This window comes from Ruegeria sp. AD91A (genome assembly GCF_003443535.1).
Classification (GTDB): Bacteria; Pseudomonadota; Alphaproteobacteria; order Rhodobacterales; family Rhodobacteraceae; genus Ruegeria.
The window spans coordinates 2,183,945-2,206,408 of sequence record NZ_CP031946.1; the positions used below are offsets into that span (position 1 = coordinate 2,183,945).

Here is a 22,464-nt window from a genome sequence, read left to right on the forward strand (position 1 = left end):
ATCTGGCCCTACTTAGATCCGGCCATTCGCGGTGATCTGAAGCATCTTAAACATAGGCCGGGGCATACCGTTTCCTCACCCCGTGCACCGCATCTCACTGAAAGGACTTGTCATGGACGGCACGTTCAACGAAAACGATCTTTCCCGCGTGGTCGAGGCTGACCGCGCCCACATCTGGCATCATCTGATCCAGCATAAACCCTTTGAAACCAATGACCCCCGCATCATTGTCGAAGGCAAAGGCATGCGCGTCTGGGACCAGAAAGGCAAAGAGCATCTGGATGCGGTTTCCGGCGGTGTCTGGACTGTCAACGTGGGCTATGGCCGCGAATCGATCTGTAAGGCCGTATACGACCAGCTGATGAAGTTGTGCTATTTCGCCAATTCGGCCGGCTCGATCCCCGGCGCGATCTTTGCCGAGCAACTGATCGACAAGATGCCCGGCATGAGCCGCGTTTATTACACCAACTCGGGCTCTGAGGCGAACGAGAAAGCGTTTAAAATGGTGCGCCAGATCGCGCACAAGAAGTACGGCGGCAAGAAGACCAAGATCCTGTATCGTGACCGCGACTATCACGGCTCGACGCTGGCAACCATGTCGGCAGGTGGTCAGGACGAACGTACTGCACAATACGGCCCCTTCGCACCTGATTTCGTGCGCGTGCCCCACTGCATGGAATACCGCAAGCACGAGCTGGACGGCGCCCCCGAAGAGAACTTCGGCGAATGGGCCGCAGACCAAATCGAAGCCGTGATCCTGCGCGAAGGCCCCGACACCGTTGGCGCGCTGTGCCTTGAGCCGGTGACCGCAGGTGGCGGCGTGATCGAGGCGCCTGAAGGCTATTGGCAACGTGTGCAGGAAATCTGCAAGAAATACGACGTGCTGCTGCATATCGACGAGGTTGTCTGCGGCGTTGGCCGGACCGGCACCTGGTTCGGCTATCAGCAATACGGCATTAAGCCGGACTTCGTAACCATGGCAAAGGGCGTGGCCTCGGGCTATGCGGCGATCGCAGTCATGGTCACCACCGAGGAAGTCTTTGACATGTTCAAAGACGACATGTCGGACCCGATGAGCTATTTCCGCGACATCTCGACCTTTGGTGGCTGCACCGCCGGTCCGGCCGCGGCCATCGAGAACATGCGCATCATTCAAGACGAGAACCTGCTGCAGAACTGCACCGACATGGGCAACCGCATGTTCGACAACCTTCAGGCGCTGATGGAAAAACACAAAGTCATCGGTGACGTGCGCGGCAAAGGTCTGTTCCTGGGGGCCGAACTGGTCGCCGACCGGGCGACCAAAGAGCCGATGGACGAGAAAAAGGTTCAGGCGGTCGTCGCCGACTGTATGGCGCAAGGCGTCATCATCGGGGCCACCAACCGCTCGATCCCAAGCCGCAACAACACGCTGTGCTTCTCGCCCGCACTGATTGCAACCGCAGACGACATCGACCAGATCACTGATGCGGTCGACGGCGCACTGGGGCGTGTATTCGGCTGAACCTAACTGAATAAATCTGCCACCACTCATGCAATCACGGCGGATGAACTTAGACCGGCGCGCCCACCGCGCCGGTTTTTTTGTGTTTACACACACGGGTTTGTCAAAAGCGCCAACTCAAGTACCCTGTGGTTATTACACCCCATGCAGGAGACGTGTCCAATGGTACTAAAGCTCATCCGAAGCCTCGCGGCCGTGGCCATCCTTGCGGTTGCCACCCCTTCCAGCGCCAATGAAGGCAGCGGGTTTCCCCAGATCGTCGGCACCTGGCACGGCACCTATCTGGTGGCCTTCGCCAAATCGAACCCAAACCACGGGAAAGGCCTGCTGAAAACCGAGATGGAGCTGGAGATCACCAAGCTGGACGGCAACCTGATCACCGCCACCAATCGCTGGCGTCGGATCGGCGACACCGATTGGATCGTAGAAGAGGCTATGGGCACCTTTTCGTTGGACGAGCCCACCCGCTTTGTTCTGGCCGAGGCCGGGATATCGGGGGACGATGTGTCAGCCGGGATATTCAACGGAGTCTATCTGGATGACGTGATCATGGTCACCTATGCCGGGCCGGGAACGGGCGTGTCCTTTGCGGCGCAGTTGGTGAAGAAGAACGACAGCAACTAATGCGTGCCGAGAGTTAGTGCGATCCAGAAAACCTGATATGCAAAGACCGATGTCGCCTAAGTCCGCTGTGCGGACAAAGCCGACCTTCATATAGTGTCTGCACTACCTCGGGTTAGTCCCGCAATAATTGTTCATTGCTTCGTTGCACTGCCCTAACTTACCGGTCCAGCACTGTTCATCAGAGCGCCAGTTACTTCTTCGGAACCCCAAGCCCCACCGCTGCCCAAATCTGGAGCCGATTAGAGGTGTTTCCGATGACCCCATTTCAGAAATCGTTGTCGTGGAGTTTAACGGGCGCTCGGTTATTTCCACAATTTTGGGATAACTCACCCATGCAGCGTCAGTTTGAAAGAACTTTTCGCTTAGCCGATTGGGCAGTCTAAAGGAGCAATACAACTTAAGTTCGGGAGCAACGACATACATATCGCTACCATCAAGCTTAAATGGCACCTCTTTGGTTTCTATTCGGAATGCCTCAACGCAAAGATGATACAAATCTATATACAGCGTTGCGCCAGTTGGAAAATCCGTCTGTAGGCTCTCGAACCCGACACTTGTCGGCGTTCTTCCAGTCCTTGGCGCGCCATTTTTTAATGTCCATGGCCGTGCAAAGTGACCCTGATAACAAATTATGTCCGACTCTAGTGTTTCAACGCCACTCATGGTGCGAAGCTCGGCCTCCACAGTCACAACACGGGCAATACCTTCCTCCCAAATCCGCTCGTTCTTCGCATCCATTCGATAAACATTCAAAGCATGCTTGGCAGGATAAAACACAAAAAGCATGAATGCACCGAGCGCGAAAACCAAAACTAGTACGCCAATGACAATGCCGATTATCCAAAGAATGGCTCTTAGCATAAGCCTATGTTGGGTTCAGTATGTCTCTGCTTCAAGTTGGGAAAACCGTACTGTGCACCGAATAGGCTGTCACTTTGGGCTCGAAGCGGACTATCTAATCACGAACAAAAAAAGACCGCCCCAAGCGGGACGGCCTTTCTTTCACTGTCTCTTTTCAGAGGGTTCAGGCGGCCAGAGCGGCCTGAGCTTTGGCGACGATCGTGCCGAACGCTTCCGGTTCGTGCACGGCCAGGTCGGCCAGAACTTTACGATCCACTTCGATACCGGCCAGGGTCAGGCCGTTAATGAAGCGGGAATATGTCAGTGCTTCGTCATGCGAACGCACAGCAGCGTTGATACGCTGGATCCACAGGGCGCGGAAGTTGCGCTTGCGGTTCTTACGGTCGCGGGTTGCATACTGGTTGGCCTTGTCGACGGCCTGACGGGCAACCTTGAAGGTGCTCTTGCGGCGGCCATAGTAACCTTTGGCGGCCTTGATAACCTTCTTGTGACGGGCGTGAGTTACGGTTCCACCTTTAACGCGGGACATGTCTTAATCTCCTCTTAGCGGTCGTAGGGCATGTAGCCCTTGACGATCTTGGCGTCGGGGGCGGACAGGGTGGTGTTGCCACGGGCATCGCGGATGAATTTCTTGGTCCGCTTGATCATGCCGTGCCGTTTGCCGGCCTGGCCAGCAAGGACCTTACCGGTCGCAGTCACCTTAAAGCGCTTTTTGGCGCTCGACTTTGTCTTCATCTTAGGCATTTCCGTCTCCTTTTCCGGGTTCGGTTTCAGACGCGACTCGGCATGCCATCTCGGCCGGTCACGCGATCAGAAGCGCCGTTTACGCAAGTTCGGTCATACTGGCAAGGGGGTTTGGATCAGAATCTGCGCTTTTTGCAGGCTGATCAGGCACTGGGGCGACAATGGCCGCCCCAGTGATTGGGTTTAGTGCTCGAATTTGCGGATTTCACCGGTTTTCAATCGCTCAGAGTAAGAGGCCAGCTCTTGACGCACCACTTTCATCAGGAAGTAGAGCGCAAAGACGTTGACCACCGCCATCGCAAAGATCGCTGCATCCGAGAAGTCGATGACCGGGCCAAGATTGGCCGCCGCCCCGATGACGACGAAGATACAGAAGATGACCTTGAAGATCAGCTCTTTGGTGTGGCCCTCACCGAACAGGTAAGTCCAGGCCTTGAGCCCATAGTAGGACCAACTGATCATGGTCGAGAAGGCAAACAGAATCACCGCAACCGCCAGGATATACGGGAAGAAACTGAATGCGCTGCCGAAAGCGGCTGAAGTCAGACTGACGCCCGAGTTGCCGTCAACAGTGGCAATCGCCGTACCGGCCTCATTCAGCATGTAGTTGCCGGTTTCCGGATCGATGATCAATTGCTGGGTGATGATGATGACCAGAGCGGTCATTGTGCAGATCACCACGGTATCGATAAACGGTTCCAGCAACGACACGAAGCCTTCGGTGATCGGCTCCTTAGTCCGAACAGCCGAGTGTGCAATCGCCGCCGAGCCAACACCCGCTTCGTTCGAAAACGCCGCACGTTTGAAGCCCTGGATCAGCGCGCCAACCATGCCGCCTGCAACACCCAGACCGGTGAAGGCGCCGGCGAAGATCTGGCCAAAGGCCCAGCCGATCATATCCGCATTCATCAGGATGATGACAAGAGCGGTCAGAACGTAGAGAACGCCCATGAACGGTACGACCTTCTCAGTCACCCGCGCGATAGACTTCAGGCCGCCGACGATGACCATGAAAACAACCGCTGCGAAGACCAACCCTGTGATCCAGCCAGGATAATCACCGACGATGCTCGCGATCTGCTGATGCGCCTGATTGGCCTGGAACATGTTGCCCCCGCCCAGCGCGCCAAGGATACAGAAGATCGAGAACAGAACAGCAAGGATTTTGCCACCCGGCAAGCCCAATTCGTTGAACCCCTTGGACATATAGTACATCGGGCCACCCGAAACGGTGCCATCTTCGTACTCGTTGCGGTATTTCACGCCCAGCGTACATTCGGTGAATTTCGACGCCATGCCCAGAAGACCCGCTAGGATCATCCAGAAGGTTGCGCCCGGTCCGCCGATGCCGACGGCAACGGCGACGCCCGCGATATTCCCCAGGCCGACTGTGCCCGAAAGCGCCGTGGCCAGAGCCTGAAAGTGGCTGACCTCGCCCGCATCATTGGGGTCGGAATAGTCACCTTTGACAAGACTGATTGCGTGACTGAAGAACCGCATCTGCACAAAAGCAAAGTACAGAGTGAAGACCGTCGCAGCGATCACCAGCCACATCACGATCCACGGAAAGCTGGTCCCGGGAAATGGCGCGAAGATGAAGCCAACGAATGGACCGGTCAGGTCAGCGAAAGCCTGGTTGATTTTTTCATCAAGCCCCGGAGCGTCTTGCGCAAAGGCAGGGCTAGCGACAATAGCGGCGGCCGTTGAGGCGCCGAGTTGTTTTAGCATTCTCATTTTGTCCCTCCCTTCAGTTCACAACCGTGACCGGAACATCGGCATGCATCACAAGGTTTTGCGTCGAGCTGCCGAAGATACGTTTCTTGATCCCGTCCGCCGAAGACCGGCCAACAACGATCTGCGAGCCGCCCATTTCCATTGTAATGGTGTTCAAGGTCTCCGCCACATCGCCATGACGAACAACACCCTGCGCTTCAAAACCAGCCTCTCTGAGGGCCTCAACGGCAGGTGTCACGATACGCGACGTAGCCAGATCAACCTCTTCTTCCCTTCGTTTGTGACGCTGTGCGTTTTCTTCCGGTGTCTGAAAGGTGTAAGGGGACCATTCGATCACATAAGCGACCACCAATTCACACGTCCCGATCAGCTTTGCCAAATCCTTTGCAAAGGCAATCACGCGCTCACCGGTCTCTGTCCCGTCGAGTCCTATGACAATCTTTGTTGTCATGTCGTTCCTCCATTTTTTTTCATTTGGCCGGGGCCCGTGCCCCCGACAGGGCAGCCGGAACTTGGAACTTTCAATAAGACCGCCCTTTGGTAAGTATCAGGAATTTTCACTAGGAATTGGAGATTTTTTTGGTCTATATTCAGTGGAATTTGTCGTTTTACGCTAAAAATACAGGGAATATTACTGATTAGCAGAGAATTGGATAATATCGACCAACGCATCCTGAACGAGCTTGAGGCCAATGGTCGGCTCTCAATAGTTGAGCTTGCGGCGCGCGTAAACCTTACGAATACGCCCTGCTCTGAACGTGTGAAACGGCTGGAAAAGAACGGCTATATCAAGGGCTACAGCGCCATAGTCGACAAAGAACGGATTGGGCTGGCCCTACTGACCGTCGTGCAGGTGTCGCTGACCGCGACCGCGGAACAATCCCTGGAAAAGTTCAACGAGGCCGTACGCAATGTGCCGGAAATCGAAAGCTGCCTGATGGTGGCAGGGTCGTTTGATTATCTTCTGACTGTCCGCACCCGCGATATTGCGCATTTCCGGATGATACTGGGAGAGAAAATAAACAAGCTGCCCGGAATTCACCAAACCAGCTCCTTCACGGTCATGGAAGCCGTGAAAGAACCTGTTGGCCAACGGGTACCGGAAACCTGAAGCCGGTTTCTGATTATTCGGGATCAGTGCTGTAGATCAGACGCTCGTCACACGGGGCCACACGTAGAATGTTGGTCGTGCCAGGCACGTTGAACGGCACGCCCGCAGTGACGACAATCTGATCGGTCTCGGTTGCAAAGCCTCCTGCCCTGGCTGCGCGAGCCGCGTTTACTACCGCGCTTTTGAACCGTTCGAGCTCGGGCGTCATGACGCAGTTGCAACCCCAGGTCAGGCAAAGTCTGCGCGCCGTTCCCATCAGCGACGTCATTGCGATAATCGGAACACCGGGACGTTCGCGCGCGGTCAATGCGGCTGTCGTGCCACTTTGCGTAAAACAGCAGATCGCCTTGATTTCGGTTTTCTCGGCTATTTCGCGCGCCGCGGCAACGATCGCGTCCGCAACGGTGGTTCCCTTGGCGGTACGCGAGGCGGCGATGATCTGCGTATATGTCGGGTCGGCTTCGACTTCGATGGCAACCTTGTTCATCGTCTGCACGGCTTCGATCGGATAGGCACCGGCTGCCGATTCCGCGCTGAGCATGATGGCATCCGTACCTTCGTAGATCGCTGTCGCAACGTCCGACACTTCGGCACGGGTCGGCATCGGGCTTTCGATCATGCTTTCCAGCATCTGTGTTGCAACGATGACGGGTTTGGCCGCCCCACGGCATTTTCGAACCAGGCGTTTCTGGATCGGAGGCACGGCAGATACAGGCAGTTCCACGCCCAGGTCGCCTCGCGCCACCATGATCCCGTCCGACGCATCAAGGATGTCGTCAAACGCCTCAACTGCGGCAGGTTTTTCAATCTTGGACAGGATCGCCGCGCGGCCGTCAGCAAGTGCGCGGGCCTCGAAAACGTCTTTGGCGCGCTGCACGAAGCTCAGCGCCAACCAGTCGACGCCCAGTTGGCAGACAAACTCCAGATCCTCTCGATCTTTCGCCGACAAAGCCGCCAGCGGCAGCACCACATCGGGAACGTTGACGCCCTTGCGATTCGAGATCGTGCCCCCCACCTCAACCGTGCAATTTGCATAATCCTGTCCGCAGTCCTGAACAGTCAGACGGATCTTGCCGTCATTAACGAGCAGGCGCGCGCCCGGTTCCAGCACCGCAAAGATCTCGGGATGCGGCAGGCAGACCCGGTTGATGTCGCCAGCATCAGGGTCGAGGTCGAGACGGAAAGCTGCGCCTTCTTCCAGATCCTCTGCCTCATTGGCAAAAACACCAACGCGCAGCTTGGGCCCCTGAAGGTCGGCCAGAATGGCAATCGGGCTGTCCAGGTCCTTTTCCACCTGTCGAATGATCTTGTGCCGTTCGCGAATCTCATCATGGCTGCCATGGCTCATGTTCAGACGAAAGACATCTGCGCCAGCCTCGTGCAGGGCACGAATCGTGTCATAGTCATTTGACGCTGGCCCCAGCGTCGCCACGATTTTCACATTTCTCAGGCGTCGCATTAGCATAGACCTCCTTACGTCATCTCAGGTTTGCAGATCAGCTTCCGCAAAATGTTACCGCAAACATCATTTCGATGCTTATTGCGCAATTCCCTTTTCAAAGCAACTGCCCTACACCTGCGGCAAACTAGATGACAGGCTCATGACATACACCCCGTTTTTCGTCCACGGTGCGGATCGCCCGTCGCGCTGGCTGATCACATGCGACCACGCAACCAATACTGTTCCCCCAGACGTAAATGGCGGCGACCTCGGTTTGCCGCGCGAGGATATGGAACGCCACATCGCCTATGATGTCGGCGCGTACGAGGTGTCGAAACATTTAGGTGAGATCCTGAACGCGCCGGTGATCGCCGCCAACTTCTCGCGGTTGGTAATCGACCCAAACCGGGGTGAAGACGATCCGACGCTGTTGATGAAACTCTATGATGGCTCAATCATCCCCAGCAATCGCCATGCAGATGATGACGAACGCGAACGTCGCCTGAACATGTGCTACCGCCCCTATCACGAGGCACTGGCGCAAATGGCGGCCCTGCCCCATGCGGTGATCGTTTCGATGCATTCCTTCACCCGCCAACTGCGCGGTCGTGAACCGCGTCCATGGCACATTGGTGTGCTGCACACCTTGGACGAACGGTTCTCGCGCCCTCTGGTCGCAAGACTTCAGGCCGAGGATGATCTGAGTGTTGGCGTCAACGAGCCGTATTCCGGAGTTTTGCCGGGGGATGCGATTGACAAACACTGTACCGCGTTCGGACGCCCAAACGCACTGATCGAGCTGCGCAACGACTTGATCGCGGACCATGCGGGGCAAAGGGAATGGGCCGAACGATTGGCTCCTATGCTGCAAGATGCATTGGAAGCAAGCGACCTTTGACCGCAAGTCTCACACGCGCTTTAACGTTCATCACGCTATTGTGAGAAAACCTCTCGATCCCCATATGAACAGGGAAAGGGGGTCATCGTGACACTAGAGCTTCTGACGACTTTTTTTGGTTGGATGGCCGTGCTCAATATCGCGGTTCTTCTGTTTACCACCCTGATGGTTCTGCTCTTGCAGGATTGGATCGCAGGCATTCACGGCAGGATGTTTCAGATGGAACGCCCCGATGTGAAACGCGCGTATTTCAGGTACCTTGCAAACTACAAGATCCTGACGCTGGTCTTCTGCATCGTACCGTGGCTGGCATTGAAACTGATGTGAAAACGCACTGGTGCAGGTCAGATTGTTGTAACAGGACCGCTGGGTTGTTAGGTCAGATTCAACACAATCGCCATCCGGAGCCACATCATGGACAAGCAAACCGAAATCGAACTTCAGGCTGCCGCGTTTCGCCGGTTGCAAAAGCACCTGATGGAAGACCGCACGGACGTTCAGAACATCGACATGATGAACCTCGCCGGTTTTTGTCGCAACTGCCTGTCGCGCTGGTATCAGGAAGCCGCGAACGAAAAGGGTATCGAGCTGGGCAAGGATGAAGCCCGCGAGATTTTCTACGGCATGACAATGGATGAATGGAAATCCAAGTATCAAACAGAGGCCAACCCCGAGAAGCAGGCCGCCTTCAAGGTTGCGTTCGAAAAAAACGTCGGCAGGAAAGACTGACAGCGCAAAGTTCAAAAAGGCCTGCCAATCCGGCAGGCCATCTGATGTGGATTGCCGCCTCAAGCTGTTATGCCGCGCGCCAAACAAATCAACGGCTGCCCTGAGCCCAGAACAGGTTTTTGGCGTGCATTATCCAACTGACTCGCAGATTACGTGGTGGCCGCGGCGCTGAGCTGGTCCGCAAGCTGATCGCACACCAACCTGATCCTACGCCTGTGTTAAATTCCAAGTTGGCGTCAAGCTAAACCGGGAACTCAGGGTTAGGACCCATTGATTTCCGTTTGGAGAGATGACTCACGGTTCGAAAAACGAGCGGTGAACTGATCTATTCTGGCGGAGCGCGCGCCCTCCGCCTAGGGGCCGCACAAGACGAGAGGGCAACCGTGATGCCCCGCCGGGCAATGGACGCGACCTTTCTGAAAGCACATCACACTGCGACAAGCTTGGGCGTTAAAAAAAGGCGTGGCCGCCTGAAAGAAAGTCGTCAAATTTATGGGGCGGGTAGTCGCATTTTAGAGTACCTTGGAGCCGTTGGTCAGGGAACCAAAACCGCTGCCCCTTGCAACCGCCCAGCACTCAGATCCGCGAGGGCTATGTTGGCATCCCTTAGTGAATATCTCTGCGTCTGTGTCTGGATGCCTGCGGTTTGGACAATTGCGAAAAACTCTTCACCATCCTTGCGCGTTAGGTTTGCGACAGACAGGATATGTCGTTCCCCCCACAGATCGCTGTATGGAAATGTTGGGATGTCGCTCATGTGAATCCCACCGCAAACCACGCGGCCGCCCTTTCGTACGGCGCGCAGCGCTTTGGGCACAAGGGACCCGACGGGCGCGAAAATGATCGCAGCATCCAGTTCTGCTGGTGGTTGTTCGTCAGACCCACCCGCCCATACTGCTCCCAGATCACGCGCGAATTCCTGTGCCTCGATATCGCCGGGTCGGGTCAGCGCATAGACGTTTCGACCCTGCCAGACGGCCAATTGCGCCAAGATATGCGCGGCGGCTCCAAACCCATAGAACCCAATGTTCCTGGCATCTTCAGCCATTCGCAAACAGCGGAACCCTATAAGCCCGGCACATAACAACGGGGCCAGTGCAACCGGATCGGCGACCTCTGGCAGCGCAAAGAGTAGCGTGCATCCGCGAGGCAGGCTTCGGCAAATCCTCCGTTTCGTGTGTATCCAGTGAATATTGGCGCATCACACAGGTTTTCCTGTGCGCTTCGGCAATAAGGACACTGACCACAGGTGGACGCAAGCCAAGGCACGCCGACGCGCTGCCCGATTTCCAAGCCTGTCACTTCATCGCCCTTACGCAGGATTCGTCCAACAATTTCGTGACCGGGAACCAGTGGAAGTTCAGGATGCTTGAGGTCTCCATCGACGACGTGCAGATCAGTGCGACAAACACCACAGGCCTCAATCTGGATCTGTATATCATGAGCGCCTGGTGCTGGAAGTTCGATGCCTTCCAGTCTCAGCTCGCGGCCGACACCTTTGAAAACCATTGCGAGTGTCATGTTGTAGCACTCCAAAAACAATTACTCGGGATCATCCGCGTTCTTTGCTTCCTTCGTTGCAAGTCACGGGGCGCACGAACCCGGCTTTCGGACGATCCCCAAACGTGGAACAGAGTTTCGACTATCGGCACGATAGCACACGCGCGCCTTAGAAACGCTTGATCCATCGCAAAGCCTCCGATCCAGACACGTACTAGACTGACCGTCGAATTCAATGATCAGGCAAAAGCTATGAAGAAGAGTTCGCCCATCTTTTTTGCTCTGGCAGTCGTCGTGATCGCTGGCGCGGTTTTTTATTCCGTTATTTCCCAAAACGGCAATCAATTGCCGAATGGTTTCGTTCAGGGAAATGGACGAATTGAGGCCGAGCAGGTTGAGATTGCACCGACAATCGCAGGTCGCGTTGCCAAGGTTCTGGCACCTGAGGGCGGCATGGTTGCCGCGGGTGATGTTCTTGCCGAGATGGACATAGATGAATTGTCCGCTGCGCTGGATCGGGCAAAAGCTGAGGTGGCGCTGGAGCGCCAAACAAAAGCTGAAGCCGAGGCTTTGGTTTTGCAACGCCAGAGTGAGCAGCGCAGGGCAGCGCAAGAGCTTGAACGCGCAACGGCGTTGCTGACCGGGAACACTATCTCTGAGACGGTTTTCGAAGAACGCGAAACCATCCATCAAGTTGCTGCTGCTGTGTTGGGTGCCGCCAAGGCCCGTGTTGCAACCGCAGAAAGCCGGATTGCCGCTGCCGAGGCCGAAGTGCGCCGGATTGAGGCGCAGATTGAAGACAGTACCCTGCTGGCACCAATGCCGGGGCGTGTACTTTATCGATTGGCAGAACCCGGCGAGGTCGTCGGATCGGGCGAGCCGATCCTGACCCTTCTCAGTCTTGAGAACGTGTATATGGAAATATTTCTTCCAGCGCGCGAAGCCGGGCTGTTGCCGATTGGCGCCGAGGCTCGCATCGTGCTTGACGCTTTGCCCGAATACGCCACGCCCGCATATGTCAGCTTTGTCTCTCCCGAGGCACAGTTCACACCCAAACAGGTCGAAACCCTGGATGAACGCGAGCAACTGGTCTTTCGCGTCCGCGTCCGTATCCCCCAGGACCTGGTTGAAAGCCGGATTGAACATGTAAAAACTGGCCTGCGTGGGATTGCCGTGATCCGGATCAACCCTGCCAGCGCGTGGCCCGAGGCGCTTGAACAGCGCATCCCGCAAGAGCTGTTCGAATGAATTTGGCGGCCGCCGCGTCAGAATTTCGCATCGCCGGTGTTACGCACAGGTATCGAAAACACGTCGCGCTGAACTCTGTATCCTTGGAACTTCCGACCGGACAGCTTGTCGGTTTCATAGGACCGGATGGGGTGGGCAAGTCCACATTGCTTGGCTTGATCACAGGTGCAAAGAAACTGCAATCCGGGTCAATCAACGTTCTAGGCGGTGCAATAGATGAGCCCGCTCATCGTCGACGTATATGTCCCGCGATCGCATTCATGCCGCAAGGTTTGGGTCGGAACCTCTATTCAGAACTGTCGGTACGCGAAAACTTGGAATTCTTCTCGGGGCTGTTCGGCCAGGGGCACGTTGAACGTGATATACGGATCGCCGCGTTGCTAACGGCGACGGGGCTTGCGCCTTTTGAGGATCGCTTGATGGGCAAACTCTCTGGCGGGATGAAGCAGAAGCTGGGCCTGTGCTGTGCATTGATTCATGACCCTAAGCTCCTGGTTCTGGATGAACCGACAACCGGTGTCGATCCGTTGTCACGTCAACAGTTCTGGACGTTGATCGGAGCGATCCGAGCGGAAAACCCTAAGCTCTCTGTTCTGGTGTCGACAGCCTATATGGAGGAGGCCGAAGGCTTTGATCGGATCGTTGCGATGGACGCAGGTCGCGTCATCTTTCAGGGCAAACCCGCCGAATTGAAGCGCGCCGACAAGGATTTCGAAACCGCATACCGACGCTTGCGGGCCGATGGGGCGTCTGGTTCAGAGTCGGATCAAACAATCGTTCGACAGATCGACACGGATCCGGTGATCACTGCTCGCGGGCTGACACGGCGCTTTGGCGATTTCACCGCAGTGAACAACGTCGACTTCTCAATCAATCGCGGAGAAATTTTCGGGTTTCTGGGATCAAACGGCTGCGGCAAATCCACGACGATGAAGATGCTGACCGGTTTGCTACCGGCCAGCTCAGGTGAGGCATCGCTATTCGGCAAACCCGTTGACGCCCGGGATCGAAAAGTGCGTTGCGATATTGGGTACATGAGCCAGGCTTTCTCATTATACGGCGAATTGTCGGTGCACCAGAACCTGCAGTTGCATGCCCGCATTTTTGCGATCCGTGACCGTGACGCGCGCATTGCGGAATTGACGGAACGCTTCGGACTGGCGGCACATCGTGATACCTTGGCGGCCACTTTGCCCCTTGGGATCAAACAGCGCCTATCTTTGGCAGTTGCAATCATCCATCGCCCGCGTGTGCTGATTTTGGATGAGCCGACCTCCGGGGTGGACCCCGAGGCACGAGATACGTTTTGGGCATTGCTCGTTGAATTGTCGCGAAAAGACGCGGTAACGATCTTTGTCTCCACCCACTTCATGGCAGAGGCAGAACGATGTGACCGGGTTTCGTTCATGCATGCAGGCCAGGTCTTGGCCGAAGGCGCACCAGCCGAACTGATCGCCGCCGAAGGTGCAGACAGCCTTGAGGAGGCATTCATCTCAATTCTAGAGGCGGCGGAAAAACCAGCGCCGGTTGCAGCGCCAAAAGTTGACGTAACGACCAGTTCAAAACATGTGGGCGGAAGTGTCGGGCGTGCGCTGGCTTATACACGACGCGAGGCCGTCGAAGTGGCGCGCGATCCTGTTCGCCTTGCCTTTGCGTTTCTTGGGTCTGCCATTTTGATGTTAGTTTTCTGCTTTGGCATTACGCTAGACATTGAAGAGCTGGATTTTGCAGTTCTGGACCTTTCTCAGGGTCCTGAAAGCCGGGCTTATGCGACTGAGTTCGCGGGGTCGTCCTACTTCAAACCCACGCCCCCCTTGAACAGCGCTTTGGAAGGGCGCAACCGGCTAAAGGCCGGAGACGTTTCACTGGTCATAGAGTTGCCACCGGACTTCGGCCGTAAGCTGCGCACAGGAGAGCCGACACAGGTCCTCGCGACAGTCGATGGTGCCATTCCGTTCAAAGGCGAGACGGTTGAAGGATATGTCGCGGGGCTGCATCAGACCTTTCTGGATGAATACGCCCGTAACACCGGACAACGTGACTTCGAGATTGCCCGGATAGAACCACGATTTCGCTACAATCAGAGTTTTGAGAGCATTGCAGCAATGGCCCCGGCCACGCCGGCGATTCTGCTTATCATGTTGCCGGCCGTCTTGACGGCGGTCAGTGTCGCGCGTGAGCGGGAGCTGGGATCTGTGGTGAACTTCTACGTAACGCCGACAACTCGGCTCGAATTCCTGATCGGCAAGCAAATCCCCTACATTGCAATTGCTTTCGCGAACTTTCTGCTGCTGGCAGCGATGACCATTTTCGTCTTCGGCGTGCCCCTCAAAGGCGATCCCATTCCGCTGGCGGTTGGTGCGTTATTGTATGTCTGGGCAACGACGTCATACGGATTGCTGATTGCCACAATGACATCCAGTCAGGTGGCGGCGACATTTGCGACGGCCATAGCCTCGGTTGTGCCAACCATCCAATTCTCGGGCCTATTGCAACCTGTTTCCACATTGGAAGGGGGAGCTCAGGTTATTGGCTCGCTCTGGCCGTCTTCTTACTTTCTTCATTTGAACGTCGGCGCGTTCACCAAGGGCTTGGGTTGGGAATCTCTTGCGCCGGACATTCTGGCGCTTGCCTGTTTCGGGCCGGTGCTGACACTAATCGCCGCTCTTTGCCTCCGTGCGCAGGAGAAGTGAATGCAACGCCTCTATTGCATATTCTGGCTAGGGCTTAAGGAAGTGATGAGCCTGCGCCGCGATTGGGTGATGATGGCCTTGCTGGTCTGGTCGTTCACGCTGGCTCCGATCATGGAGGCAACAGGCGTTGCAAGCTCGGTGAACAACGCCTCGATCGCATTTGCAGATGAGGATAACTCTCCATTGTCGCGGACACTTGCCACCGCGTTTTTCCCGCCGGAGTTTCAGCCGGTCGTGCAAATTGAACCGGGGACCGGCCCAACGCATATGGATGCCGGGCGGTTTATCTTTATTGTCGCCATTCCGCCAGGGTTCGAAAAAGACCTGCGTGCCAGGCGCACGCCAGAGATTCAGGTTCTGATAGACGCCACGGCCATGGAGCAGGCAGGTATCGGCGCCAACTACATCACCAACATTCTGAGCGCCGAGATCCATCGCTTTGCAATCGGTGTAGATCTCATGGATCCACCCTCAATCAATGTCATTCTGAGAAGCGCCTTCAACCAAAACAGAGATACGGTGCGTTTTGCTGGCATCGTTGCGCTGATCGGTCAGATCATGTGGCTCACGACCATCCTGACGGGTGCTGCCATGATCCGGGAAAGAGAGCACGGAACAATTGAGCATCTGCTGGCCATGCCCCTAACCCCGCTTGACATCGCTTTGGCTAAAATCTGGGCCAATGCGGCCGTTGTCCTGATCGCTGCCGGGTTATCGCTGGCCTTCGTCATGCAGGGCTCGCTGGACATTCGAATTGCCGGGTCAAAAACACTATTTCTTTGTGGAACGGCGCTCTTTCTGTTTACAGCCACGGCACTTGGGGTCTTTCTGGCTACGATCGCGCGCTCGATGGCACAGTTTGCGCTTCTGGTCATGCTGATTGTCCTGCCAATGCTTATGCTGTCCGGAGGGGAAACACCTGTCGAAGGGCAGCCAGACTGGCTGCAAACCGGAACGCTGTTTCTGCCGTCGCGCCACTATATGTCAGCCAGCCAAGCAATCGTTTTCAAAGGTGCTGGAATCGAAATGATCTGGCCGGAATTCGTTTGGATGGCTGTGTTGGGTTTGGCACTGTTAATGACAAGCCTGTTTATGTTCCGAAGGTCGGTCACCCAGATGAGCTGATATGAACCGGTCGCGTGCGCCGTTTCCAGGCATATCGGGAACGACAGTGCGCAAATACCTCGCGAATTTGATCTCGGTTAATGTGAATGCGCCTGTAGACATGGTAAAATCGGCTCACCGTCTTCTTTCTAGGGAGAGTCCAAATGCCTACAAAATCAGCCAAACCCGAAATACAGGAAGCCCTTACCGACGCGTTGAAATCCATGCGGGGCGTGATGTCCATGAACCCGGTGGTCGCACCGCAGATCGAACAGTTTTGGAAAGCGCAGGACCATCTGCTGAGCGAGGCGGAGGAATACTCGCGTCTCTGGTTCAAACGCCGCCACGAAGCTACACGTACTGCGCTGCAAACAGCCCGGGAAACCACGACTGGCGACAACCCAGATCCGGCCAAAACGATGCAGGCCGTCGCCGATTGGCAACGTCATTCCATAGAACGAATGGTGGAAGATGCACGTGAGTGGTTCGAAATGGTGTCACGCTGTGCAAAACACGTGAGCGAAACAGAAGCAGACGCCATCGGCGAAAGCATGGAAGCTGCCTCCAAGGCCGCGGGCAAATCCAAAAGCTAGAACCGATTAAACCCGTTTGACGCAGCCTGTCTTCGACAGGCGTGGTCCTATCTGACCATTCACGTATCGCAGGCCAAGCCGGGTGACTATTATTGCGATAGCGCTCTGCCAGTTTTGCATGTTTGTCCACACATGGTTGACCAAGCAAAGCTGGGGCCTAGCGTTCAGGTCTGATGAATGTAAGTGCCCGGCGCTTTGGGCAGTTTTGCGACCCCCTTTCGTTTTCCCCCCATCAGCGGGGGCGCAGTTTCACCAGACGAACGGCCTTTTATCCAATCCGCCATCGCTGGCCACCAGGAACCTTGCCGTATTTCCGTCGCTTCAAGCCATTCATCCGGTGAGGTATACAGCGCATCCGCCGGTCTATGGCCCTGACGATAGTGGCGGTGCTTGTGCCCCGGCTCGCTCAGGATGCCGCCGTTGTGACCGCCATTGGTCAACACGAAGGTCAGGTCTCCATCAGTAAAAAGACGTATCTTGTAAACTGAGCGCCACGGAGCAATGTGATCTGATTCCGTTCCGACCACAAACATGGGAACGCGTATGTCCTTAAGCGCGACAACCCGTCCTTCGACGGCGAACCGTCCGGCGCTCAGTCGGTTTTCTAAGAACAGTCCGCGCAGATACTCGGAATGCATCCGTGCGGGCATCCGGGTTGTATCATTGTTCCAGACGGTCAGGTCTGTTGGAAGATCGTCTTCACCCAAAAAATAGCGCCGCACTGCCCGCGCATAGATCAGGTCTTCGGCGCGGATAGTTGTAAAAGTCCGAGACATCTGAGGGCGGTCCAAACAGCCCTGCAACCACATCAGGTCTTCGACAAAAGCGACTTGGCTCTCGTCGATAAACAGCAAAAGCTCACCGGCCTCGGCAAAATCAACCTGCGCTGCCATGAGTGTGACGCTGGCAAGCCGGTCATCGCCATCACGTTGCATCACCGCAGCCGCAATCGCCAGAAGTGTACCGCCAAGGCAATATCCATTGGTGTGTATCTTTTGACCCGGGATGATTGTTTCGATGGCGTCAATCGCTGCCATAACGCCATTCAGGCGATAATCCTCCAAGCTAAGGTTAGCTTGATCAGCCGTGGGATTGACCCAAGACATCATGAATACAGTAAAGCCCTGCTGGACTAGGTATCGCACCATGGAGTTTTCAGCAGAGAGGTCGAGTACATAGTATTTCATGATCCAGGCAGGCACAAAAAGGATAGGTTCGGCCTGCACGCTCTTGGTGCGCGGTGTGTATTGAATAAGCTCGAACAGCGTATTGCGAAAAACGACCCTGCCGGCAGTTGCGGCAAGGTCTTTGCCAACCTCATAACCCTGAGGGGCAAGTTCGTGTTCTTGCGTTATGGTATGGGCAACATCCTCAATGAAATGCGCGCTGCCCTCTACCAGATTGCGACCACCGGTCTGGAAAGTGCGGTTGATTATTTCCGGGTTTGACCATGGGAAATTCGATGGGGAGATGAGATCCAGGGCCTGGCGGATTTGAAACTGAGCTCGTTCCGCGTCGCGGGGGGCGATGCCCGGCATTTCGTCCGTTGCTGCCTGCCACCAATCCTGTGCGCTTAGAAAGGCTTGCTGCCATAGCGAAAATGGCGCCTTCTGCCAGCCGGGTGCACTGAAGCGGTGGTCTTGTTTGCGTGGCTGAAAAGGCGGAGTAGCTTTTGCTCCAATCGCCATCTCGCAGGCATAGACCCAGAGTTTTGCAGTATCGCGTGCCGCGCGCTCTGTCAGTTCAAGCTGGCGCCCGGGGGAACGACCCAGATGCATGGCCCAATCCATCCAAGTGGCCATAATCGAATGCGGCGATACACCGGCGGTGGCACGGGCTAGTGCCGCGCGCGTAGCGCGGTCAAGTTTCTCATAAGGGTGTCGCGGAGTATTCTGCCCAGTGTCTGCCGCAGGAATCTTGTCTTCAGCAGACAGCTTGTCAGGAGGTAATTCAGTCATCTGGGTTCTCCGATCTGGGCAAAGTGCTCTAAAGCTGCGATCTTAAACCTTCGCGGCCACCAAGCCCGGAACGACCAGGCAACCGCCCATCTTCATTGGACATACTTGTTGCCGCCGCACGGAGTCGGCGACCCCTCCTGCAGAAGCAGCGAGCGTCCGGCAATCCGTATTGCTAGGCATCTTTCGCTATTTCGGCAGCATAAAGAACTCTTCCAGTACAATCTTGCCATCCTCAACGGAATAAATGGCAATCTCGCTAAGAGTCATGCTTTGTCCCGTGTCTTTCTGCACGACCTCGGCGTTGAAACCCACCCCAAAGCGATTGGGAGGATGAACATAGGGGCCGTCTACAGTAAGCTCCTTGATTTCATGTGTTTTCAGCCAGTCTTCTCGCTTCGCCTTGATGGCATCGCGACCCTTTGTAATCCGAAATTGCCTTACCGGAGGCACAACCGCCTCTACGGACTGAGCGTTTTCTGCGTACATTTCGTCAACGCTTATTAAGCCTTTGCGATCACGCATCGCCTGAACAAATGCCCGGCCTATTTCGACTAGCGCTTCCATGCAAGACCTCCTGTTATGTTGATGACTGTACCTCTGCGCACTGCGTTCAACCTTGACGAAGATCAAAATGGAACAGCCCTGAGCATTTGATTGTACGGCCTGCGGTTCTCATTCACGCGATGGAACCGAAAGATACCCTTTGGAACCGGGACGTCACTGCTGTGCTATACAACGCACACAATCCGAATTGCACAAAGGAAGCTGTGAAAATCGCGCACACTTCAATCCCGCGTCGTTGAGTTGAACCACATCAAATACGGCCACGGCAGGACCGCGTATAAAGGAATCGCTCAACCATAAGCCTGTCGTGACGGTGCGACTTGGCCGTCGTCACGAGGGCGCATCAATCCCAAGTTCACTGCTGCAACGACATCTCTGAGACGTGTCTTAAACGGAGTTTGAAATGCCAGAACGCCTTAAAGTTCTGCCTGAAACACCTGGTGCCCTGCCGCACACGCAAGAAAGTGCTGATGTGCTTAAGGACCTGCAAACAGTGGCCACCGGGCTTACTTCAGAACAAGCTAAACTCCGTCTTGAGAAATTCGGACGCAACGAGCCGCCGCCGTCACACAGGCGAAATGTGATCCTGCGGTTCCTGGCTCACTTCCACAATGTTCTGATCTACGTGCTTGTCGGGTCAGCAGCTATAACCTTTTTGCTGGGGCATTTGGTGGACACTGTCGTCATTCTTGCCGTTGTTCTGGCCAATGCCTGCATCGGGTTCGTGCAAGAGGGTCGGGCTGAAAAGGCAATGGATGCGATCCATCAGATGCTTGCCCCAAAGGCTTCAGTCTTACGTGATGGGCGGCGGATCGCAATCGATGGTGCCGACATTGTTCCCGGCGACATCGTTCAGCTCGACGCTGGTGACAAGCCCCCTGCCGATATGCGCCTGATCGAAGCGCATGGCATGAAGGCACAAGAGGCTATTCTGACAGGCGAGTCAGTCGCCGTTGACAAAGAAGACATAGCAACTGACGCAGACGCAGCACTTGGCGACCAGCGCGGCATGGTGTTTGGCGGCACGTTGATCACGGCCGGTCAGGGACGCGGCGTTGTGACAGCAACAGGCACGCGGACCGAGATCGGGCGCATTGGCCGGATGATCTCTGAGGTCGAGACACTCTCGACGCCGCTGGTACGCCAAATGGATACCTTTGCGCGCTGGCTTACACTTTTTATACTGGCCGTGGCCGCGATCCTTCTGGCTTTCGGTTATTTCGTAGCTGAATACAGCTTCATTGATTTGTTCATGGCGGTCATTGGTCTTTCGGTCGCCGCAATTCCCGAGGGGCTTCCTGCGGTCCTGACCATCACTCTGGCGATCGGGGTGCAGTCCATGGCACGCCGCAACGCCATTGTCCGGCGCCTTCCCGCAATCGAAACGATTGGCTCGGTCTCGGTCATCTGTACAGACAAGACCGGCACCCTGACTCGCAACGAAATGGTGGTGACCAATGTTGCTGTGGGAAGCCATTGCTTTGACATCCAAGGCGACGGCTATGATCCCGCCGGTGCTATTGTGTGCGATGGTTCAGAACTGATACAGACTCTGCCGCCAACCCTGCGGGATTTGGCAACCGTCGCGCTCTGCTGCAACAACGCGACACTTGAACAACGATCCGGTGTTTGGGATGTAAACGGCGACCCGATGGAGGGTGCGCTTCTGTCCTTCGCCGCAAAGGTCCTAGGCCCTCTGGACGGGGGGCGGGCATCATGGAACCGTCGCGATGTTCTACCCTTCGATGCGCAACGGCGTTTTATGGCGACGCTGGATCAGAGTGAGGCCGGAGCACGTAAGATTTTTGTCAAAGGCGCGCCCGAGACGCTGCTGTCTCTTTGCGAAACGCAGCTCGACGCCGATGGGAGCGCACTGCCAATTGACCCTGTAGCATGGTCCGCGATCGAAGATCGCTTTGCCTCGGCAGGGTGCCGGGTATTGGCGTTCGCCTCCCGTCCTGCACACGAAGGTGAGACATGTCTAACGTCTCAGGACTTTTCGGGGGATCTGGTCTTCCTTGGGCTTGTTGGTCTGATCGATCCGCCACGCAAAGAAGCGAAACATGCGATTGCTGCCTGTCAGAACGCAGGTATTGCGGTCAAAATGATAACCGGTGATCACGCCGGGACAGCCGCAGCAATCGGCAAGGACATTGGTCTGGTCCACGCCGACAACATTCTGAGCGGTGCACAGATCGACAAATTGGACGATACCGCGTTATCACTCGCGGCTCTGAAGGCGGATATCTTCGCTCGCACAAACCCGGAGCATAAGTTGCGCCTTGTCCATGCGCTGCAGGCGCAAGGCCTGACGGTTGCCATGACCGGCGATGGCGTCAACGACGCCCCGGCCCTGAAACGCGCGGATGTAGGCATCGCCATGGGCCAAAAGGGGTCAGCGGCCGCCAAAGAAGCTGCCGACATCGTCCTCGCCGATGACAACTTTGCCACCATCGCTGCGGCGGTGTGTGAAGGGCGTACGGTGTTTGACAATATCAAAAAAGTCATCAGCTGGCTTCTGCCCACAAGCGGGGGTGAAGCCCTGGTCGTCATCGTCGCCCTGTTGTTGGGATTAACGCTGCCGGTTTCTCCGATTCAGATCCTCTGGATCAATCTCATCACAGCCATCACGCTTGGCATCGCGCTTGCCTTTGAGCCGACCGAAGAGAACACGATGTTTCGACCGCCCCGTCCGCGCGACGCGCCGATCCTGGGGGGTGAACTGGTATGGCACATTGCGCTTGTCTCTGGTCTGTTTCTGGCCGGGGTCTTCAGCATTTTCACCTATGCTGAACGGCAAGGTTACTCTGTAGAACTGTCGCAGACGCTAGCGCTGAACACTTTGGTGGTGATGGAGATTTTCCATCTGTTCTTTGTACGCAATATCTATGGCACGTCGTTGACCTGGAAGGCGATCCAGGGAACGCCAACCGTTTGGGCCTGTGTGGGTGCCGTCTCAGCGGCGCAACTCGCCGCCACTTACGTTCCGGGTTTTCAAAATGTCCTGGGAACCGCTGCTGTGGGATTAAAGGACGGCCTCCTTATTGTCGGCCTGGGTATTGCGCTGTTTGTTCTGCTTGAGCTGGAAAAACAAATCGCTCTCACCCTGGGGGCGCGACCCAAAACCACAATCAATCGGCATCGGCGCTAGTGCGCAG

General features: G+C 55.8%; 21 protein-coding genes. 11 read left to right on the top strand and 10 right to left on the bottom strand.

Annotated features, from left to right (window positions below; genetic code table 11):
* Window positions 1-112 precede the first annotated feature (112 nt).
* Entirely contained in the window at window positions 113-1,504 is a 1,392-nt protein-coding gene (locus D1823_RS10950) for an aspartate aminotransferase family protein (RefSeq protein WP_117869935.1), read from the top strand.
* Between the two features lie 162 nt (window positions 1,505-1,666).
* Window positions 1,667-2,128, top strand: a complete 462-nt coding sequence (locus D1823_RS10955; RefSeq protein WP_117869936.1) for a hypothetical protein — start codon at window positions 1,667-1,669, stop codon at window positions 2,126-2,128.
* Window positions 2,129-2,230: 102 nt separating this feature from the next.
* Here D1823_RS10955 and D1823_RS10960 read toward each other — a convergent pair whose 3' ends face one another.
* The 5 genes from D1823_RS10960 to D1823_RS10980 form a co-directional block, all read right to left on the bottom strand.
* Window positions 2,231-2,989, bottom strand: a complete 759-nt coding sequence (locus D1823_RS10960; RefSeq protein ID WP_117869937.1) for a hypothetical protein — start codon at window positions 2,987-2,989, stop codon at window positions 2,231-2,233.
* 163 nt (window positions 2,990-3,152) lie between these two features.
* Window positions 3,153-3,518, bottom strand: a complete 366-nt coding sequence (rplT, locus tag D1823_RS10965) for a 50S ribosomal protein L20 (protein WP_058273348.1) — start codon at window positions 3,516-3,518, stop codon at window positions 3,153-3,155.
* Window positions 3,519-3,532: 14 nt separating this feature from the next.
* Window positions 3,533-3,733, bottom strand: coding sequence for a 50S ribosomal protein L35 (gene rpmI, locus D1823_RS10970; protein WP_010443552.1), 201 nt, complete (start codon window positions 3,731-3,733; stop codon window positions 3,533-3,535).
* 183 nt (window positions 3,734-3,916) lie between these two features.
* Entirely contained in the window at window positions 3,917-5,467 is a 1,551-nt protein-coding gene (locus tag D1823_RS10975) for a sodium:alanine symporter family protein (protein ID WP_117869938.1), read from the bottom strand.
* 13 nt (window positions 5,468-5,480) lie between these two features.
* Window positions 5,481-5,918 carry a universal stress protein gene (locus D1823_RS10980; RefSeq protein ID WP_117869939.1) on the bottom strand — a complete coding sequence of 146 codons (438 nt, stop codon included), beginning with the start codon at window positions 5,916-5,918 and terminating at the stop codon, window positions 5,481-5,483.
* A 198-nt stretch (window positions 5,919-6,116) separates the two neighbouring features.
* Here D1823_RS10980 and D1823_RS10985 point away from each other — a divergent pair, with 198 nt between their 5' ends.
* Entirely contained in the window at window positions 6,117-6,578 is a 462-nt protein-coding gene (locus D1823_RS10985; RefSeq protein WP_254683713.1) for an Lrp/AsnC ligand binding domain-containing protein, read from the top strand.
* 13 nt (window positions 6,579-6,591) lie between these two features.
* On the opposite strand, the gene pyk is transcribed toward D1823_RS10985, so the two are convergent.
* Complete coding sequence (gene pyk / locus D1823_RS10990; RefSeq protein WP_117869941.1) at window positions 6,592-8,037, bottom strand: pyruvate kinase; 1,446 nt, start codon at window positions 8,035-8,037, stop codon at window positions 6,592-6,594.
* A gap of 142 nt (window positions 8,038-8,179) precedes the next feature.
* On the opposite strand from pyk, the gene D1823_RS10995 reads away from it, so the two are divergent.
* The 3 genes from D1823_RS10995 to D1823_RS11005 all read left to right on the top strand — a co-directional run bounded on the left by D1823_RS10995 (window position 8,180) and on the right by D1823_RS11005 (window position 9,646).
* Window positions 8,180-8,917 carry an N-formylglutamate amidohydrolase gene (locus tag D1823_RS10995; protein ID WP_117869942.1) on the top strand — a complete coding sequence of 246 codons (738 nt, stop codon included), beginning with the start codon at window positions 8,180-8,182 and terminating at the stop codon, window positions 8,915-8,917.
* Between the two features lie 87 nt (window positions 8,918-9,004).
* Complete coding sequence (locus tag D1823_RS11000; protein WP_117869943.1) at window positions 9,005-9,244, top strand: DUF6868 family protein; 240 nt, start codon at window positions 9,005-9,007, stop codon at window positions 9,242-9,244.
* An 87-nt stretch (window positions 9,245-9,331) separates the two neighbouring features.
* Window positions 9,332-9,646, top strand: a complete 315-nt coding sequence (locus tag D1823_RS11005) for a DUF1244 domain-containing protein (RefSeq protein WP_117869944.1) — start codon at window positions 9,332-9,334, stop codon at window positions 9,644-9,646.
* Between the two features lie 535 nt (window positions 9,647-10,181).
* Here the strand turns inward: D1823_RS11005 and D1823_RS22100 are convergent.
* Together D1823_RS22100 and D1823_RS22105 are read right to left on the bottom strand one after the other, a co-directional pair.
* Window positions 10,182-10,694: a hypothetical protein gene (locus tag D1823_RS22100; RefSeq protein WP_254683714.1), complete on the bottom strand. Its 513-nt coding sequence runs from the start codon at window positions 10,692-10,694 to the stop codon at window positions 10,182-10,184.
* Between the two features lie 17 nt (window positions 10,695-10,711).
* A complete protein-coding gene (locus D1823_RS22105; protein ID WP_254683715.1) occupies window positions 10,712-11,167 on the bottom strand; it encodes an alcohol dehydrogenase catalytic domain-containing protein in 456 nt (151 codons plus the stop codon).
* Between the two features lie 231 nt (window positions 11,168-11,398).
* Between D1823_RS22105 and D1823_RS11015 the strand changes: the two genes are divergently transcribed.
* The 4 genes from D1823_RS11015 (at window position 11,399) to D1823_RS11030 (ending at window position 16,784) form a co-directional block, all read left to right on the top strand.
* Window positions 11,399-12,394, top strand: coding sequence for an HlyD family secretion protein (locus tag D1823_RS11015; RefSeq protein ID WP_117869945.1), 996 nt, complete (start codon window positions 11,399-11,401; stop codon window positions 12,392-12,394).
* Window positions 12,391-15,087: a ribosome-associated ATPase/putative transporter RbbA gene (gene rbbA / locus D1823_RS11020; RefSeq protein ID WP_117869946.1), complete on the top strand. Its 2,697-nt coding sequence runs from the start codon at window positions 12,391-12,393 to the stop codon at window positions 15,085-15,087. The genes D1823_RS11015 and rbbA overlap by 4 nt, the downstream gene beginning before the upstream one ends.
* The gene (locus D1823_RS11025) at window positions 15,088-16,212 is read left to right on the top strand and encodes an ABC transporter permease (protein ID WP_117869947.1); all 1,125 of its coding nucleotides are present in this window, start codon (window positions 15,088-15,090) and stop codon (window positions 16,210-16,212) included.
* A gap of 143 nt (window positions 16,213-16,355) precedes the next feature.
* Window positions 16,356-16,784: a phasin family protein gene (locus D1823_RS11030; protein WP_117869948.1), complete on the top strand. Its 429-nt coding sequence runs from the start codon at window positions 16,356-16,358 to the stop codon at window positions 16,782-16,784.
* 164 nt (window positions 16,785-16,948) lie between these two features.
* Here the strand turns inward: D1823_RS11030 and D1823_RS11035 are convergent, their stop codons facing one another.
* Window positions 16,949-18,742: an alpha/beta hydrolase gene (locus D1823_RS11035; RefSeq protein ID WP_117869949.1), complete on the bottom strand. Its 1,794-nt coding sequence runs from the start codon at window positions 18,740-18,742 to the stop codon at window positions 16,949-16,951.
* Window positions 18,743-18,928: 186 nt separating this feature from the next.
* Window positions 18,929-19,306: a nuclear transport factor 2 family protein gene (locus tag D1823_RS11040; RefSeq protein WP_117869950.1), complete on the bottom strand. Its 378-nt coding sequence runs from the start codon at window positions 19,304-19,306 to the stop codon at window positions 18,929-18,931.
* A 403-nt stretch (window positions 19,307-19,709) separates the two neighbouring features.
* On the opposite strand from D1823_RS11040, the gene D1823_RS11045 reads away from it, so the two are divergent.
* Window positions 19,710-22,457, top strand: a complete 2,748-nt coding sequence (locus D1823_RS11045) for an HAD-IC family P-type ATPase (RefSeq protein ID WP_117869951.1) — start codon at window positions 19,710-19,712, stop codon at window positions 22,455-22,457.
* The last annotated feature ends 7 nt before the right edge of the window (window positions 22,458-22,464 follow it).

Coding starts and splice junctions, on each gene's coding strand:
- rbbA (WP_117869946.1), top strand. CDS start 12,391: ATGAATTTGGCGGCCGCCGCGTCAGAATTTCGCATCGCCGGTGTTACG.
- D1823_RS10955 (WP_117869936.1), top strand. CDS start 1,667: ATGGTACTAAAGCTCATCCGAAGCCTCGCGGCCGTGGCCATCCTTGCG.
- D1823_RS11035 (WP_117869949.1), bottom strand. CDS start 18,742: ATGACTGAATTACCTCCTGACAAGCTGTCTGCTGAAGACAAGATTCCT.
- D1823_RS22100 (WP_254683714.1), bottom strand. CDS start 10,694: ATGGCTGAAGATGCCAGGAACATTGGGTTCTATGGGTTTGGAGCCGCC.
- D1823_RS10960 (WP_117869937.1), bottom strand. CDS start 2,989: ATGCTAAGAGCCATTCTTTGGATAATCGGCATTGTCATTGGCGTACTA.
- D1823_RS11015 (WP_117869945.1), top strand. CDS start 11,399: ATGAAGAAGAGTTCGCCCATCTTTTTTGCTCTGGCAGTCGTCGTGATC.
- rpmI (WP_010443552.1), bottom strand. CDS start 3,733: ATGCCTAAGATGAAGACAAAGTCGAGCGCCAAAAAGCGCTTTAAGGTG.
- D1823_RS11005 (WP_117869944.1), top strand. CDS start 9,332: ATGGACAAGCAAACCGAAATCGAACTTCAGGCTGCCGCGTTTCGCCGG.
- D1823_RS11030 (WP_117869948.1), top strand. CDS start 16,356: ATGCCTACAAAATCAGCCAAACCCGAAATACAGGAAGCCCTTACCGAC.
- D1823_RS10950 (WP_117869935.1), top strand. CDS start 113: ATGGACGGCACGTTCAACGAAAACGATCTTTCCCGCGTGGTCGAGGCT.
- D1823_RS22105 (WP_254683715.1), bottom strand. CDS start 11,167: ATGACACTCGCAATGGTTTTCAAAGGTGTCGGCCGCGAGCTGAGACTG.
- pyk (WP_117869941.1), bottom strand. CDS start 8,037: ATGCGACGCCTGAGAAATGTGAAAATCGTGGCGACGCTGGGGCCAGCG.
- D1823_RS10995 (WP_117869942.1), top strand. CDS start 8,180: ATGACATACACCCCGTTTTTCGTCCACGGTGCGGATCGCCCGTCGCGC.
- rplT (WP_058273348.1), bottom strand. CDS start 3,518: ATGTCCCGCGTTAAAGGTGGAACCGTAACTCACGCCCGTCACAAGAAG.
- D1823_RS11040 (WP_117869950.1), bottom strand. CDS start 19,306: ATGGAAGCGCTAGTCGAAATAGGCCGGGCATTTGTTCAGGCGATGCGT.
- D1823_RS11025 (WP_117869947.1), top strand. CDS start 15,088: ATGCAACGCCTCTATTGCATATTCTGGCTAGGGCTTAAGGAAGTGATG.
- D1823_RS10980 (WP_117869939.1), bottom strand. CDS start 5,918: ATGACAACAAAGATTGTCATAGGACTCGACGGGACAGAGACCGGTGAG.
- D1823_RS11045 (WP_117869951.1), top strand. CDS start 19,710: ATGCCAGAACGCCTTAAAGTTCTGCCTGAAACACCTGGTGCCCTGCCG.
- D1823_RS10975 (WP_117869938.1), bottom strand. CDS start 5,467: ATGAGAATGCTAAAACAACTCGGCGCCTCAACGGCCGCCGCTATTGTC.